General features: G+C 65.0%; 13 protein-coding genes. 7 read left to right on the plus strand and 6 right to left on the minus strand.

What is annotated here, in order from left to right; all coding sequences use genetic code 11:
- Positions 1 to 97 precede the first annotated feature (97 nt).
- Positions 98 to 4,018, plus strand: coding sequence for a hypothetical protein (locus tag ACFFUC_RS03810; protein ID WP_377683702.1), 3,921 nt, complete (start codon positions 98 to 100; stop codon positions 4,016 to 4,018).
- An 81-nt stretch (positions 4,019 to 4,099) separates the two neighbouring features.
- On the opposite strand, the gene ACFFUC_RS03815 is transcribed toward ACFFUC_RS03810, so the two are convergent.
- On the minus strand, positions 4,100 to 4,732 hold the full coding sequence (locus ACFFUC_RS03815; RefSeq protein ID WP_377683704.1) for a transglycosylase SLT domain-containing protein: 633 nt from the start codon (positions 4,730 to 4,732) through the stop codon (positions 4,100 to 4,102).
- A gap of 583 nt (positions 4,733 to 5,315) precedes the next feature.
- Here ACFFUC_RS03815 and gatB point away from each other — a divergent pair.
- Together gatB and ACFFUC_RS03825 are read left to right on the plus strand one after the other, a co-directional pair.
- Positions 5,316 to 6,830 (plus strand): Asp-tRNA(Asn)/Glu-tRNA(Gln) amidotransferase subunit GatB, encoded by a 1,515-nt coding sequence (gene gatB, locus ACFFUC_RS03820; protein ID WP_377683706.1) that lies wholly within the window; start codon positions 5,316 to 5,318, stop codon positions 6,828 to 6,830.
- A 512-nt stretch (positions 6,831 to 7,342) separates the two neighbouring features.
- Positions 7,343 to 7,708, plus strand: coding sequence for a DUF4177 domain-containing protein (locus ACFFUC_RS03825; protein WP_377683708.1), 366 nt, complete (start codon positions 7,343 to 7,345; stop codon positions 7,706 to 7,708).
- A gap of 25 nt (positions 7,709 to 7,733) precedes the next feature.
- Here ACFFUC_RS03825 and ACFFUC_RS03830 read toward each other — a convergent pair whose 3' ends face one another.
- Complete coding sequence (locus tag ACFFUC_RS03830; protein WP_377683710.1) at positions 7,734 to 7,952, minus strand: SlyX family protein; 219 nt, start codon at positions 7,950 to 7,952, stop codon at positions 7,734 to 7,736.
- A gap of 50 nt (positions 7,953 to 8,002) precedes the next feature.
- Between ACFFUC_RS03830 and hisS the strand changes: the two genes are divergently transcribed.
- Genes hisS through hisG form a run of 3 tightly spaced genes read left to right on the plus strand, consistent with a single transcriptional unit; the run spans position 8,003 to position 11,231 of the window.
- The gene (gene hisS, locus ACFFUC_RS03835) at positions 8,003 to 9,490 is read left to right on the plus strand and encodes a histidine--tRNA ligase (RefSeq protein WP_377683712.1); all 1,488 of its coding nucleotides are present in this window, start codon (positions 8,003 to 8,005) and stop codon (positions 9,488 to 9,490) included.
- Positions 9,487 to 10,548: an ATP phosphoribosyltransferase regulatory subunit gene (locus ACFFUC_RS03840; RefSeq protein ID WP_377683714.1), complete on the plus strand. Its 1,062-nt coding sequence runs from the start codon at positions 9,487 to 9,489 to the stop codon at positions 10,546 to 10,548. Before hisS ends, ACFFUC_RS03840 begins: the two co-directional genes overlap by 4 nt.
- Positions 10,545 to 11,231: an ATP phosphoribosyltransferase gene (hisG, locus tag ACFFUC_RS03845; protein ID WP_377683716.1), complete on the plus strand. Its 687-nt coding sequence runs from the start codon at positions 10,545 to 10,547 to the stop codon at positions 11,229 to 11,231. Before ACFFUC_RS03840 ends, hisG begins: the two co-directional genes overlap by 4 nt.
- Positions 11,232 to 11,261: 30 nt before the next feature.
- Here hisG and ACFFUC_RS03850 read toward each other — a convergent pair whose 3' ends face one another.
- The 3 genes from ACFFUC_RS03850 to ACFFUC_RS03860 form a co-directional block, all read right to left on the minus strand.
- Positions 11,262 to 11,528: a hypothetical protein gene (locus tag ACFFUC_RS03850; protein ID WP_377683718.1), complete on the minus strand. Its 267-nt coding sequence runs from the start codon at positions 11,526 to 11,528 to the stop codon at positions 11,262 to 11,264.
- 83 nt (positions 11,529 to 11,611) lie between these two features.
- Positions 11,612 to 12,838: a signal recognition particle-docking protein FtsY gene (ftsY, locus tag ACFFUC_RS03855; RefSeq protein WP_377683720.1), complete on the minus strand. Its 1,227-nt coding sequence runs from the start codon at positions 12,836 to 12,838 to the stop codon at positions 11,612 to 11,614.
- A 175-nt stretch (positions 12,839 to 13,013) separates the two neighbouring features.
- Complete coding sequence (locus tag ACFFUC_RS03860) at positions 13,014 to 13,943, minus strand: class I fructose-bisphosphate aldolase (RefSeq protein WP_377683722.1); 930 nt, start codon at positions 13,941 to 13,943, stop codon at positions 13,014 to 13,016.
- 127 nt (positions 13,944 to 14,070) lie between these two features.
- On the opposite strand from ACFFUC_RS03860, the gene ACFFUC_RS03865 reads away from it, so the two are divergent.
- Positions 14,071 to 14,328: a hypothetical protein gene (locus ACFFUC_RS03865; protein WP_377683724.1), complete on the plus strand. Its 258-nt coding sequence runs from the start codon at positions 14,071 to 14,073 to the stop codon at positions 14,326 to 14,328.
- Between the two features lie 197 nt (positions 14,329 to 14,525).
- Here the strand turns inward: ACFFUC_RS03865 and ACFFUC_RS03870 are convergent, their stop codons facing one another.
- Positions 14,526 to 15,719, minus strand: a complete 1,194-nt coding sequence (locus ACFFUC_RS03870; protein ID WP_377683727.1) for a phosphoglycerate kinase — start codon at positions 15,717 to 15,719, stop codon at positions 14,526 to 14,528.
- Positions 15,720 to 15,738 lie beyond the last annotated feature (19 nt).

Genomic DNA, 15,738 nt, shown 5'->3' on the forward strand with positions numbered 1-15,738 from the left:
CAATACGGTGTAAAGCTTTTCACGCGGCCGTTTCTGCGCTACTCCGAGAATAAATAATCATAAGAGCAGCCCTATAATCCGGACGATCAGCAGTCGCATGCAGCCTGAACTTCATCCTGACCACGCCCTTTCCTTCAGCGCCGACGCGGTCCACCTTTTGCGTCGCAGCCCGAGTATCCAGCCTGCAGAGGCCACCCGGCCCGAGGAGGATTGGGAGGTTCTGGGCTCTGCCGCGTTCTCCTCGCCGAATTTCCGTCAGGATCTGGCGGCCCTTCGCGCGGCGGTCCAGCCGGAGCAGGGCGATGCGCTTTTGCCGGTGGTTCTGGTGATCCCCGATGACCAGATCCTCTATACCGATCTTCAGGTTCCGACCGGCGAGGGCCGCGAATTGGCCGTGGGCGCCGCGCTCGACGGGCTGACCCCCTACCCGATCGACCAGCTCGCCTTTGACTGGCGCGGCGAAGGCACCGATATCCGCGTTGCCGCCGTCGCCCGCCAGACGCTGCTCGAAGCGCAGGAATTCGCCAATCGGCACGGGTTCGACGGTCGCGAATATACCGCCCGCCCTGCCGATGCCGATTATCCGGGCATGCCGGTTTTCGCTTTGTCCGAGGCCCAGACCGACTTCGATTCCATCGGTGAAGATCTGCCGATCGCCGGCCTTCATCAACTGGACTATGCGCCGGAAGAACCGGGCGAAGACTATGATTATACCGTAGATTCCGGTCTCAATCTCGATCTCGACGCCGATTTGGGCGACGAAGCTTTTGCGGATGTCGATGGTGTGGCGGAAGCTGATGAGGCGCTTGCCCCCGAGGTCGAGGTGATCACGGATGTGGCCTTTACCGAGCTCGGCCAAAGCCTGACGCAAGAGTCTGCAGGGGCGGAAGCCGACGGCCAACCGGAAGCGGAGGGCGCTTTGGTTGCCGACGCTGCCGCCGAGGACGATGCGCAATCCCTCGCGGCCCTCGTGGTCGAGGATGCCCAGATCGAGGATCTGCCCCGATCCGAAGGAGCGTCCGAACCGGAGGCGGAAGAGGCTACCGTTCCTGACGATGCCGATGTCGGGCCCTATGTCGAGGATGCGGCCTTCGCCGAGGAAACGCTGCCCGCGACCGAAGCCGAAGAGGCTTTTGCACCGTCGCCTGTCGAAGACATCGCGACCGAGGCACCGGCGGCGGATCCGTCGGAAGAAAGCCTATCGGAACGCGCCGACGTTTCCGAAGCCGATGCGGCTGTCGTCGCAGAGGCATGGGGCGCGGTCGCGGATCAAGTGTCCGCCAACGAGCAAGATGAAACGGCTGCGGTGGAAACTCCCGATGCGGAGTCCCTGGCCGCGATCGACATGGACCAGCCCGAACGCGAAGGCGATGCCGCGGACGCCGTCGCAAGCGGGTCTGCATCGGACGAGGATGAAGCAAACTTCCTCGCCGAAAATGGTGATGCGGAAGCCGGAGTGCAGGGCGCCGACGACGAAATGGCGCAAGCTGACGAGCCGCAAGCCGACCAAGTTTTCGAGGCTGAAAATGCCGAAGATTATCTGCCCGAGACCGGGGCCGAAGAGCACACCGGCACCGAGACCGAAGGCCCCGACGCCGAAGGTTTCGCCGAAGAGACCGGTACCGGCGAGGCTGCCGAGGAAGACGACGACCTGACCGAGGCCGAGCGCGAGGCTCTCGCCGCTGCCGCTCTCGAAGTGGCTGCGGCCGAAGCTGCGGCCGGTGCGGCCTCTGGTCCTACGGTGGTGCGTCATGGCACGCCGCCCGCCCATTTGCTCAACCCGCGCGCCCGCGCCGTCCGCGAACGGGCCGAAGAGGCCCGCCGCAATCCCAATGGCGCCCCCTCGGCCGGCGCGCGTCCGGTTGCGCCGATGCGTCGCCGCGCCCGCAGCGGCAAGGGCGAGCTGGTGGTGATGCTGGGTGCATTGCTCGTCGGTCTGGTTCTGGTCTGGGCCTTCTTCGCGCCGGGCGAACGTCCGGCCGAAACCGCGATGCGCAATGTCGAACGCGGCATTGTGCCGCCCGCCGGCGAGGCGCAGCAATCCGCAACCGCTGCGCCGCAAAGCACCGGTCAGACCGCAACCACGCCGGCACCAATGCCCGCATCCTCGGCAATGACGCCGGTCGAGCGCGCGGTGGTAATTGCCGCGGCGACCGAGCCTTCGGGAAGCCTGTTGGTTCTCGATCCGGCAGGCGAGGCGCAGGTCTCCGCGCCCGCGACCGCGCCTGAAACGACAGAACCGGCCCAAGCGCAAACTCCCGCGCAAACGCCGCTGGCCGAAGCTCCTGCGCCCGTCGCCCCTGCGCCCGCCGCACCGCAAGAGGTCGCTGCCGCGCCGCTGCCCGCATCGCCGGCGCCTGCTGCTCCGGCCCCGCAAGCGGCACCGGCCCCTGCAGCGCCTGCCCAAACCCCGAGCCCCGCTCCGCAAGCGGCGGCAACCCCTGCACCCGAGCCGCGCCAAAGCGCGCCGGCAGCTGCGCCCGCAGCTGCAGCCCAGCCCGCGCGCAGAGCCGAACCTGCTGCCGCGCCGAGCCGTGCTCCGGCTACTGCCGCCACCGCTCCGGCCCGCAGCCGCGCCTTGGCGAGCTCCGCCCGTCCGCAAAGCGCCACCGCGCCGCGCCGCCGTGCTACCGAGCCGCGCGTCGATACGCCGCCGAACGTGCCGAGCAATCCGATCCCCTTCGAGGCCGCGCAACGCGAAACCGTGCGGCCCGCTGCGGTTCGCCCGCCGACCCGTCCCTCGGCGCGTCCGGCCGCCACGCCTGCGCCGCGCGCCCCTGCTGCGACCCAGAGCGAGGCCCAGCCGGCCTCCGCCGCGGCTCAGCCGAGCGCGGCGCGTCCCAATCTGCGCGCCTCGAACCGCCCGCCCTCGCGTCCCGAAGGTGCGGCCCCCGATCCCGAGGGCATGCGCGAGACACTGACACCCGCCGAACAGCACCATCTCGACGGGCTTATCAAGGATCTGCGGGCGAGCTTTCCCGGTGCGGAAGCCGTCCGGCAGAATCGCGATTACGCGCTGAGCCGCGATATCCGTTTCGAGCGCTACGCCGAAGCGCGACCGGCCCGCAGGCCTGCCGCGATCACGGCGCGTGGGGCTCAGGGCGGGGGCGGCGCGGTTGATGCGGGTTCCGTCGATGCGGCGGTTCGCGCGGCCAATGCGCCGCCCGCCAGCTCAAATCGCGGCTCTGCCATGCCCGCCCAGAATTCGGGCGGGCTTTTGCATTCTTCCAGCCGTCCCCATGCCCGCCCGCTTGCGGCGCGTGCGGGCGCTGCCGCCTCGGGTGCCGCAGCGGCCAATGACGCGGTCGAGGCGGCTGTCGCCAGCGCGGTCTCGAGCGCGCCGGTCAGTGCGGGCGGGGTAGCGCTGACGGCGCTGGCATCGTCGCCGCTGCCGCCGCGCCGTGCTGCCGGTGCTGCCGTTCAAAGCGCGGTCGAAGCGGTCGCGGCCGCTGCAGCTGCGCCCGAGCGCGACATCGCCGCTTTGGCCCCGACTTCGGCGCAACCCGCCGCTCCCGAAGGCCCGAACGAGGCCGAGCTGGCCGAGCGTCGCCGCCTCGACGAGCAGCTCCAGTCGCAGGCCGAGGCACGGGTTCGCGCGCGCGCCCAAGCCGATGCTGCTGCCGAAGCGCAGGCCCGTGCCCAGGCCGAGGCGCGGGCACGCGCGCAAGTCGCCGCCGAAGAGCGCACGGCCGCCGCGCAACGCCAGCGCTATAAACCGCAGGAAATCGACGACGAGCCCGAAGTTGCCGCCGCGCCCTCGGGTGGCAAGACCACGGCAAGCGTTGCAAGCGCGGCCACCCAGAAACGTGCGATCGATCTGGGCCGGACAACGATCATCGGCATCATTGGGGCCGGCAATGCCAGCCGCGCCCTGATCCGGCTGCGCAGCGGCAAGATCGTGACGGTGCGGTTGGGCGACAAGATCGATGGCGGCACGATCAACTCGATCGGTGACGGCCGCGTGACCTATGTGAAGTCGGGTCGCACCCACGAGCTGAAACTGCTCGACGGGCGTTGACGGGAAACCGGCAACCGCAAATGCAAAACGGCCGCGCGAGCGGCCGTTTGTCGTTTGAGGGCTTGGCGGTGCAGGCGGGGCTTAGCCGTTGCTGCAGAAGCTCTGGCTCTTGGTCCAGCCCGCGATATCGGCGCGTTTGGCACCCGAACGCAGCGGCATCCAGTCGCGCGCAACACCGCGCCAGCCCTTGCCCTGACCGCTGACGATCGCGCCGTCGCGGCTGACATTGCGGGCGGCAATCTTGACCGCGCAGGCCATATTGTTCGAGCCGTCGAGCATGCTGCCCGAGCAATTGTAATGGTTCGCGGTCGCGGGCGAGATCTGCATCAGCCCGAGGTAACGGCCACCGCCGCCCTTCGCTGCCGGATTGTAGCCGCTTTCATGCTTGGCCACTGACGAGAGCAGCCCGACCCAGAAATGCTTGCGCTCCTCGCGGTTGAGCGTGGCATAGCCCGGGCAGAAACTGCCGACATCCGAAGGTACGGTCGACAAAAGCGTCACGCCTTCGGATTCGAGTGCGGAAAGCGCGGCTTTGGTCCAGGCGTCGGAGCCTGCACGATTGCCCCAGCGCATATCCGGCGCGGACGAGGGTGCTTCGGCCAGTCGGGCGACATTCGCTCCATTTGCGGTAGCGGTCGTGTCGCATGCGGACAGTCCCATGATGGTGACCAGTGCCGCCGCTGCGAGCGCCCTTGCGCCGAATTTAACCTGCATTCGCCAATTCCATAGCCGTTTCGCTGGCACAGAGGTATCGCGGCAAAGCCTTTCGCAAAACCTAACTGTTTGCGCGCGGGCGGGAACTTGCCAAAGCTGCCGAAAGGCATGAGAGGGAATCCGCCGATCAGACGCGCAATCCGTAAGATCGATGCCGGATTTGAAGAGGGTTCGAATTCTTGTGTATTAAAATTATTTCCATTTAAAACAGGTTATTAATCCGGTTTTATTTGACCCAAAGCTGGTCACTTTTCGCCTCGTCAAGGGGGAATCGGAGAAAGTGCCGGAACGGCGGCCCCCGTTGCGCGATGATTTGCCCTGTCGCTGAGGCCTAAGGACATTCCCGCACAAGAAAACGCTGGAGAAGGGCGAATCCGGCGACGAATTCGTTCAAATGCAATCGTTTTTCCGGTCTGCCGCGGACCGGCCCCGCCCTCATCGGGCGTACCGGACAGCTCACGGACGCGCCTCTTGCGCGTTTTCGCGGCGCAAAGGCGGTGCTTGGCGGGCGAATGCGGCGCCACGCTCTTGCCCAAAGGCGCTCGCGGCCCTAGAACGCCAGTTAATATGCAAGGATATCGCGATGCTTGATCTACTCAGCTTTACCCCGCCGAAACCCAAGGTCATTCAGGGTGCAAAGCAAGATTGGGAACTGGTGATCGGGCTTGAAGTCCACGCTCAGGTTTCCTCGAATGCCAAACTCTTCTCTGGGGCCTCGACCGGCTTCGGGGCCGAGCCGAACAGCCATGTCGCTTTCGTCGATGCCGGCATGCCGGGGATGTTGCCGGTCGTAAACGAATTCTGCGTCGAACAGGCGGTGCGGACCGGTCTTGGCATCAAGGCCGCGATCAACCTGCGCTCGGCCTTCGACCGCAAGAACTATTTCTATCCCGACCTGCCGCAGGGCTATCAGATCAGCCAGCTTTATCACCCGATCGTGGGCGAGGGCGAAGTGATCGTCGAAATGGGGCCGGGCGTCGCCCGCCGCGTCCGGATCGAGCGCATCCACCTTGAACAGGATGCCGGCAAGTCGATCCACGACATGGATCCGACCATGTCCTTCGTCGATCTCAACCGCACCGGCGTCGCGCTGATGGAAATCGTCAGCCGTCCCGATATCCGCGGCCCCGAAGAGGCTGCCGCCTATGTCGCCAAGCTGCGCCAGATCATGCTTTATCTGGGCACCTGCGACGGCAATATGCAGAACGGCAACCTGCGGGCCGACGTCAACGTCTCGGTCTGCCGTCCGGGCGATTACGAGAAATTCATCGAGACCGGCGATTTCGGCCATCTCGGCACGCGCTGCGAAATCAAGAACATGAACTCGCTGCGCTTCATTCAGGCCGCCATCGATTACGAAGCGCGCCGCCAGATCGCGATCATCGAAGACGGCGGCAAGATCGATCAGGAAACGCGCCTTTACGATCCCGACAAGGGCGAGACGCGCTCGATGCGGTCCAAGGAAGAGGCGCATGATTACCGCTACTTCCCCGATCCCGATCTGTTGCCGCTGGAAATCGAGCAGGCGTGGGTTGATGATATCGCCGCCAGCCTGCCCGAGCTTCCCGATGCCAAGAAAGCGCGTTTCATCACCGCTTTGGGTCTTTCGGATTACGACGCGGGCGTTCTGACGGCCGAGGTCGACAATGCGAACTACTTCGAGGCGGTCGCCAAGGGTCGTGACGGCAAACAGGCCGCAAACTGGGTCATCAACGAGCTGTTCGGCCGTCTGAACAAAGAGGGCCTCTCGGTTGCCACCTCGCCGGTTTCGGCCGACCAGCTTGGCGCGATCGTCGATCTGATCACCAAGGGCGATATTTCCGGCAAGATCGCGAAAGATCTGTTCGAGATCGTCTGGACCGAAGGCGGCAACCCCGCCGAGATCGTCGAGGCGCGCGGCATGAAGCAGGTCACCGACCTCGGCGCGATCGAAAAAGCGGTGGATGAAATCATCGCCGCGAACCCCGATCAGGTCGAAAAGGCCAAGCAGAACCCCAAACTCGCGGGCTGGTTCGTGGGTCAGGTCCTGAAAGCCACCGGCGGCAAGGCCAATCCGGCCGCCGTCAACGAGCTGGTCGCGAAGAAGCTCGAACAGTAACGACTGGCGGCGCGGGGGCGCGACGGTGATTATCCCGTTGTGCCCCTCGCGCCGCTTTTTCCGGTTGCGGGGCAGGGCGCGGAATGCGCTCTTTGACCCGCCCGCGGCTCGGGTGCTTCCGCCGTTGCCGCGCCGCCTTTATGGTAATCTTTCATCCGGCAAGGCTGCTGCCCGAAAGCAAGCAGCAACTTCCGCGCGCCTTCTGGGTGCCGGTCGTGGTGCAGGCGATGCAATGGACGGGAATGATGCGCGATCTCCGCGGTTCTTGCGCGACGCAGACTGGCGCCTTCCGGCCCGACAAGCGACGATCTTCTGGCCGCTTTGGCGAAAAGGCCGAGGTTCTGCGTTCCTGTCATTTCATGATCTCGGGGATGGACGCGGCCCACGCTCGGGGCTCGCGACCGCAAGCCGGTTGCTTCCTGCGCATATGGACAATTGACCGGCAGAGTTATCTTTCCCTTCCGCGCGATCTCCGTTACGTTTTGTCCAAGTTTTACAGCAGGACACAGACGATGAGCTTCGAATATTCCGTCATTCCCGCCCCCGATCGCGGCGAGAAGGCGCGCGGTGCGAAAACGCCCTCGGACCGGTTCTCGATCGCCTTCACCACGACGCTGAACGAAATGGCGGCGGAGGGCTGGGAATATATCCGCGCCGAGACCCTGCCCTCGGAGGAGCGCAGCGGTCTGACAGGCCGCACGACGGTTTACCACAATGTTCTGGTCTTCCGCCGCCCGCTTGCAGGCGCGCCGGTCGCAGCGGCGAGCGCACGCCCCTTCAGCCAGCCGATGCAGGCGGTCACGCCCGCAGCTGTTGCGGCTCCGGCACCCGTCGCTGCTCCGGCTGCGGCTGCGGCCAAGGACGACGAGGCTTCCTGATCGTCAAAGCCTCGCCGCTTGGGGATTACCAATGCGGCGGGCGCTGATCGGCGAGCGGAATCGTGCCTTCCTGATTGGCTTCGCGCTCGGCCTCGCGCTCCATCAGCATGCCGACGCGGCGGGCGAGACGCTCGAGATCGCGTTCCTGCCGCGCCACGATCGCCGAAAGGTCGTCGGTCAGACGCGTCAGATGCGCCACGTTTTCTTCCAGCCGCTCGATCTGGTCTTGCCTTGGCTTGTCCATAAAGCCTCCATCCGTTAGATCCTTGCCTGCAATCACCAGAGGGCACAGCGATGGCCAAGGATCAGAAAAAACAGCCCCGTCCCAAGGCAGAGACGCCGAAGGGCTTTCGCGACTATTTCGGCGCGGATGTCACGGAACGCAAGGAGATGTTGGACCGCATCGCCGCAATCTACCATCGCCATGGCTTTGATCCGCTGGAAACCAGTGCCGTCGAGACCGTCGAGGCGCTCGGCAAGTTCCTCCCTGATGTCGACCGTCCCAATGCGGGGGTCTTTGCCTGGCAGGAAGCCGATGTGCCGGGCGGCGGCTCGGGCGACTGGCTGGCCCTGCGCTACGACCTGACCGCGCCTTTGGCCCGGGTCGCGGCCCAGTTCCGCAACGATCTGCCCAGCCCGTACCGCCGCTATGCGATGGGGCCGGTCTGGCGCAACGAGAAACCGGGACCGGGGCGCTTCCGCCAGTTCTATCAATGCGACGCCGATACCGTCGGCTCGGCCTCGGTCGCGGCCGATGCCGAGATCTGCGGTATGCTGGCCGATGCTCTGGAGGCGGTGGGCATCCAGCGCGGCGACTATCTCGTGCGCGTTAACAACCGCAAAGTCCTGAACGGAATCCTCGAGGAGATGGGCGTCACGGCGGGCGAGCAGGCCGATGCGGTCCTGCGCACCATCGACAAATTCGACAAGATCGGCGAGCAGGGCGTGCGCGAATTGCTCACGACCGGCCGCAAGGACGACAGCGGGGCCTTTATCGACGGGATCGGACTTGCCGCCGAGGCCGCAGATCCGGTGCTGGCCTTCCTGACCTCGAAAGGTGCGGACAACGGCGCGACGCTGACCAATCTGCGCGCCGCGGTCGGTGCCTCCGAAATGGGGGCCGAGGGTGTGGACGAGCTGGCCCAGATCGCGGATCTTCTGGCCGCGCAGGGCGTGGGCCCCGACCGTGTCGTTATCGATCCGTCGATCGTGCGCGGCTTGGGCTATTATACCGGCCCCGTCTTCGAGGCCGAGCTGACCTTTGAAATCCTTGACGAAAAGGGGCGCAAGCGCCAGTTCGGCTCGGTCGCGGGCGGCGGTCGCTACGATGGTCTGGTCGAGCGCTTCACCGGCCAGAAGGTTCCCGCGACGGGGGTCTCCATCGGGGTCGACCGTCTGCTGGCCGCGCTGCGCGCCAAAGGTTTGGCCGGTCGCGACAACCACGGGCCGGTCGTCGTCACGGTGATGGATAAGGCGCGCATGGTCGATTATCAGGCCATGGCCGCCGAGCTGCGCGCGGCTGGGATCCGCGCCGAAGTCTATCTCGGCAACCCCAAAAACTTCGGCAACCAGTTGAAATACGCCGATAAACGCGCATCTCCGGTCGCGATCATCCAGGGCGAGGACGAGGCGGCGCGCGGTGTCGTTCAGGTCAAGGACCTGATCCTCGGCGCAAAGATCGCAGCCGAAGCCAGCCTTGACGAATGGAAGGCCCAGCCCGCCCAGACCGAAGTGGCGCGAACCGATCTCGTCGCCGGCGTCAGAAAGATCATCGGCCAATGACCGACAAGCGTCTGCGTCAGGAAATCGGTCAGCGCGTCCTCGCGGAGTTTCGCGCTGCCCGTGCCATCGAGGTCGCGCCCGATATCCTGCTTCCGGCCGAGACGCTTCTCGACCTTTACGGCGAGGATATCCGTGCCCGCGCCTATGTCACCCATGATCCGGTCCGGGGCGAGGTCATGCTTCGCCCCGACTTCACCGTGCCGGTCGTCCAGATGCATATGGCCGAGGGTGCGGAGCCCGCGCGCTATTGCTACTTGGGTGAGGTTTTCCGCAAGCAGGACCACGGTGATACCCGTCCCGAGCACCCGCGCGAGAACGAATATCTTCAGGCCGGTTTCGAGCTTTTCGCCCGCGAAGAAGATGCCGATGCCGAGGTCTTCACGCTCTTTGCCGGCATTTTGCGCCCCTATCGCCTGTCGGCGGTGATGGGCGATATGAGCCTCGTTCTCGAGGCGGTGCGTGCCTTGCCGCTTTCTCCGGCGCGCCGCGACATGCTCTTGCACTATATCTGGCAGCCCAAACGGTTCCGCGCCTGCCTTGCCCGCTTTTCCAGTCCCGCCCCGCGCCGCGATTTCGGCGAGGAAGCCGGAATCTGGACCGGTCTGCGCAGCCCCGAGGAAATGCAGGCCCGCATCGCGCGTCTGGATGCGATTGCCGACGAAACTCCGCTCGCGCCCGAATGGTCGGGGCGTCTTCAGCATCTGCTGTCGATCACCGGCTCCGCCCCCGGCGCCCTGGCCGAATTGCGCGGGGTCGCCCGCGAGCTTCCCCAGATCGCACCTGCGGTCGAGCGGCTCGCCAAACGTCTGGACCGGATCGCGGCTTTGGGCGTCGATACCGCCGCGATCCGCTTTGATGCCAGCCACGGGCGGCAGTCGATGGAATATTACGACGGCATGACCTTCTCCTTCTTTACCCATCGCGCCGATTGGCCGCCTGTGGCCTCGGGCGGGCGTTATGACGCGCTGACCCAGGTGCTGGGGCAGGGCCGCGAAATTCCGGCAGTCGGCGGAATCATCCGCCCCGGCCTTCTGGCAGAACTGGAGGCGCAGGCATGATCCGTCTGGGGGTTCCGTCCAAGGGACGGCTGATGGAGCAGACCTTCGACTGGTTCGCCGAACGCGGCGTCAAACTGTCGCGCACAGGCTCGGACCGCGAATATTCGGGCCGCGTCGAAGGGGCCGAGGGCGTCTCGCTCGTCCTGCTCTCGGCGGGTGAAATCCCGCGCGAACTGGCCGCGGGCCGGATCGAGCTCGGTGTGACGGGCACGGATCTGGTGCGCGAAAAACTGGCCGGCTGGCGCTCGGATGTGGTCGAGGTCGCGCAGATGGGCTTCGGCCATGCCGATCTCATCCTCGCCGTGCCCAATTGCTGGCGTGATTGCGACAGCCTCGACGATTTCGCGGCAATTGCCCGCGATTTCCGCATCGCCCACGGCTTCCGTCTGCGCATTGCCACCAAATACCATCGTCTGGTGCGGGCTTGGCTCTCCGATCACGAGGTTGCCGATTACCAACTGGTCGACAGCCAGGGCGCGACCGAAGGCACCGTAGCCAATCTCACCGCCGAGGCGATTGCCGATATCACCTCTTCGGGCGAGACCTTGCGGGCCAACCACCTCAAGATCATCGACGCGGACCCTATCTTGCGCTCGCAAGCGACGCTCTTCGCCAGCCGTTCGGCACGCCAGCCCGAGCTGGACGCTTTTCTCGCCCAGATCGGACTGCCGGCCAGCCGCTAGCAGGACCGCGCCCTTCTTTCTTTGCCCCGGTTAGCTCAGGCAGAGGAAGAGATGCTCGTTGATGTAATTCGGCAAAGCGCGGGTCGAGGCATATTCGGCCCGCTTGCGATGCCCTTTCTGGCAGACGCGGTCTGCCTCGGTCTGTGCATTGGCCTTGGCCTCTTCGGCATTCGAGGCCATCTGGTTTGTCTGGATCTTGACGCTGTCGCCGTTGAAATCGGCGACCGTCGCGGTCGGAGGCGCGCAAGCGGCCAGCATCAGGGCCATTGCGGTGATCAGCGGAAGATGGGGCTTCACGAGAGTGCTCCTTGCAGGGAAAGAGATGATTCCCTGCAAGCTAGCCCGCCATATGGTAAGAATGGGTTAACGCGGCTTGGCGCTTAATGGTCCAGCCCGACAAGTGCGCGTGCAAAATCGCTCGGATCAAAGGCATCGAGATCGTCGATCTGCTCACCCACCCCGATCGCATGGATCGGCAGGCCGAAACGGTCGGCGAGCGCGACCAGAACGCCGCCCCGCGCGGTTCCGTCCAGTTTGGTCATCACGAGGCCCGATACATCGGCGAGCTTCTGGAAGGTTTCGACCTGAAGCAGGGCGTTTTGGCCGGTGGTCGCATCCAGAACCAGCAGGGTGTTGTGCGGTGCCGACGGGTCTTTCTTGCGGATGACGCGCACGATTTTCGCAAGCTCCTCCATCAGATCCTGACGGTTCTGCAGGCGTCCGGCAGTGTCGATCATCAGGAGATCGATGCCCTCGGCCTCGGCCCGCGACATCGCGTCAAAGGCAAGGCTCGCGGGGTCGCTGCCCTCGGGCGCGGTCAGAACCGGAACGCCCGCGCGCTTGCCCCAGACCTGCAACTGCTCGACCGCCGCCGCGCGGAAAGTATCGCCCGCCGCGATCATCACATTCTTGCCCGCAGCGCGGAACTGGCTTGCCAGCTTGCCGATCGTCGTGGTCTTGCCCGAGCCGTTCACGCCGACAACCAGCACGACCTGCGGCTTTTTGGCATAGATCGGCAAGGGTTTGGCGACATTGGCCATGATGCGCGCGATTTCCTCGGCCAGAAGCTCCTTGAGCTCCGACGAGGAGATTTTGCGGCCAAGACGCCCCTCGGCGATATTGGCGGTGACGCGCAAGGCGGTCTCGACGCCCATATCGGCCTGGATGAGCATCTCTTCGAGCTCCTCCAGCATCTCGTCGTTCAATTCCCGACGCGGTTCGCTGTCGCCACGACCAAAGAGGCGCCCGATCATGCCGGGCTTGGCGGCGGCGCTTTCGGGCGCAGCGGTCGGGGCAGGGGGCGGGACCGGCACGGATGCAGGGGGCATAGCCGCTGCGCGTGCGGCAGGCTCCGGCGCTTGGGTCACAGGTGCGACAGGCGCCTTGGGCGCTTCAGGGGCCACCTCGGCCCGAACCTCGGGCTGTTGCACGGGGGCCTGCGGCTCGGCCGTTTCGGCAACGGCCTGTTCGGCAGGCCGATCGACCGTCGGGGCAACTGGCGGCACAACCGGCGTTTGCGCGCCTTCCTTCACCAGATCATCAAGCCCTTCGCCGATTTTCGACGAGGACCGGGTCAAACGCTCGCGGAGCTTCGAGAAAAACGACATGGGCAATCCTTCTGACTTCGCCCCAGAACCTAGGGCTTTCCGCCTGAAAGGGAAAGGGAGGCAAAAGAAAAGGGCGCCCGAAGACGCCCTTTCCGATCCGCTTTTCTTCATCAGGGAAATACCCGCGGGGGTGCGGGGGCGGCAGGCCCCCGGATCCGGCGCGGACAGCCCTAAATCAGGCCTTGCCGAGATAGATGTCGACCAGCTGCTGAAGCATCGCCAGAGCGTCCTCGCGCGAGCGCTGGAAGCTGTTGCGGCCGATGATCGAGCCGTTGCCGCCGCCGTCACGGATTGCGCGTGCGTCGTCATAGACCGCATCCGCGCCTTTTGCCGCGCCGCCCGAGAAAACGACGATGCGGCGGCCGTTGAAGGAAGCCTGCATGCAATGCGCGACGCGCTTCGCCTGGGTTTCGATCTCGATTTTCTTGTCTTCGTAGACCTTCTTGGCCTCCGGCAGCATCAGATGGTCGGTCGAGAGCTTGATCTTGATGATATGCGCGCCGACCAGAGCCGCGATCTGTGCGGCATAGGCTGCGATATCGATCGCGGTTTCACCGTCCTTGGTGATCGCTTCGCCGCGCGGATAGGACCAGATCACGGTCGCGATGCCTTTGGCAGCCGCTTCCTGACGCATGGCCGAGATTTCCTCGAACATGTCGAGCGCCATATCCGAGCCCGGATAGATGGTGAAGCCGATGGCCGAGCAGCCCAGACGCAACGCGTCGTCGACGGTCGCGGTGATCGCCTGGTTCTTGCCGGCGGTTTCCGACATCAGCGAATTTGCCGAGTTCACCTTGAGGATGGTCGGGATCTGGCCTGCGAAGGTATCCGCGCCGGCTTCGATCATGCCGAGCGGTGCGGCATAGGCGTTCAGCCCCGCGTCGATCGCCAGCTGGTAGTGATAATGGGGGTCGTAAGCTGCCGGGTTGGCGGCAAAGCTGCGTGCCGGACCATGTTCAAAGCCCTGATCGACGGGCAGGATGATCATCTTGCCGGTGCCGGCCAGTTTACCCGTCATCATCATTCGGGCGAGCTGTGCCTTCACGCCGGGCGTTTCGCCTTCGTAATTGGCGAGGATTTTGCGAACCGTATCTGTCATTTGCATTGGAAGCTCCCCTTTCCAGATTGACGCGCTGATAGCAGACCCTTCGGGAAGGGCAATCAAGGTTGCGCTAACGGGAACCCCGTCACACGATCTGCGTTTGATTCTTGCATAGTTGCGAGGATATCCGATGGCAAACGAAGACCCTTCCGGCATTCCCGAACAGATCCGTCAGACCCGTCCCTTCATGATCGCGCTGGCGATTGCCTTCGTGGTCGGGATCGGCACGTTTTTGTGGATCCTGTCGCAGGATGTGAACGAAAACGATCTCGAGCGCACCGATCCCCCCGCCGCGCTGGTCACGCCGCCCGCCGCCACGCCCGATGCAGCGACCACGACCCCAGAGACGGCAGCACCCGCGCCGGCCGCTCCGGCGACAAGCAATTAACCCTGCGCCCGCATACGCCGCGCGGTTCTGGTCCGCATGGCGCAAGCGGGCTCGGGGCACGGAGGTCGTGCCTGAGGTGATCGGGGCGGCGTTTTGCCGCCTGTGGCCAAGCAGTTCGCAAAAGCCGCAAACGACGCGGCGGCACGATTGAAAAAGGGGCGCGAAACCGCGCCCCCTTTTTTATCCCGCTTGTTTGCTCAGCGCATCAGGGCTGCGACGCCCGGCAATTCTTTGCCTTCCATCCATTCGAGGAAAGCGCCGCCTGCGGTCGAGATATAGGTGAAATCATCCGCCACACCGGCCTTGTTCAGCGCCGCCACCGTATCGCCGCCACCTGCGACGGTCACGAGCTTGCCCGCTTTGGTCAGCGCGGCCGCCGCATTGGCCGCGGCATTGGTGGCCATGTCGAAGGGCGGGATCTCGAACGCGCCGAGCGGGCCGTTCCAGATCAGCGTGCGCGAGGCCTCGAAGACCTGCGCGATCGCGGCTACGGTCGCCGGACCCGCATCGAGGATCATCGCATCTTCGGGGCATTGGTCGGCAGGCAGGGTCTCGGTCGCGGCATGTGCCTTGAATTCGCGCGCGACAACGATGTCGACCGGCAGGTGGATGGTGCAGCCGGTGGTCACCGATTTCGTCAGGATGTCGCGGGCGGTATCGGCCATATCGCGCTCGGCAAGGGATTTGCCGACTTCGATGCCTTTGGCGACGAGGAAGGTATTCGCCATGCCGCCGCCGATCACGAGATGGTCGACCTTCTCGATGAGGTTGGTCAGCAGTTCGAGCTTGGTCGAGACTTTCGCGCCGCCGACAATGGCGACCACCGGACGCTCGGGCGCGCCGAGGGCTGCATTGAGCGCGGTCAGTTCGGCCTGCATCAGGCGACCGGCCGCCGAGGGCAGCAGTTTCGCGATGCCTTCGGTCGAGGCATGGGCGCGATGCGCCGCCGAGAAGGCGTCATTGACATAGACCTGACCCAGAGCCGCGACCGAAGCCGCGAAAGTAGGGTCATTGGCCTCTTCGCCCGGATAGAAGCGGGTGTTTTCCAAAAGCAGGATGTCGCCCGCCTTGAGATCGGCAACCGCGCGCTTGGCGGGACCGCCGATGGTCTCCTCCGAGAATTTGACCGGCTGTCCCATGGCTTTCTCCAGCGCGGGCAGCAGCTGCGCCAGACTCATCGCGGGGACCCTTTGGCCTTTGGGGCGGTCTAAATGCGCCAGAAGCACCGGAATCCCGCCTTTGGCCTGGATATCCTTGACGGTGGGGACGATCTTTTCGATCCGGGTGGCATCCGTGACCTGACCGTTTTCGACGGGCACGTTGATGTCGACGCGCACAAGGACGACCTTGCCCTCGAGATCCATGTCGTCAATGGTTTTGAAATTTGCCATGTTCGGGTCCTCTCCGCGA

Origin of the sequence: Paracoccus cavernae (assembly GCF_042430175.1) — a bacterium.
Classification (GTDB): Bacteria; Pseudomonadota; Alphaproteobacteria; order Rhodobacterales; family Rhodobacteraceae; genus Paracoccus; species Paracoccus cavernae.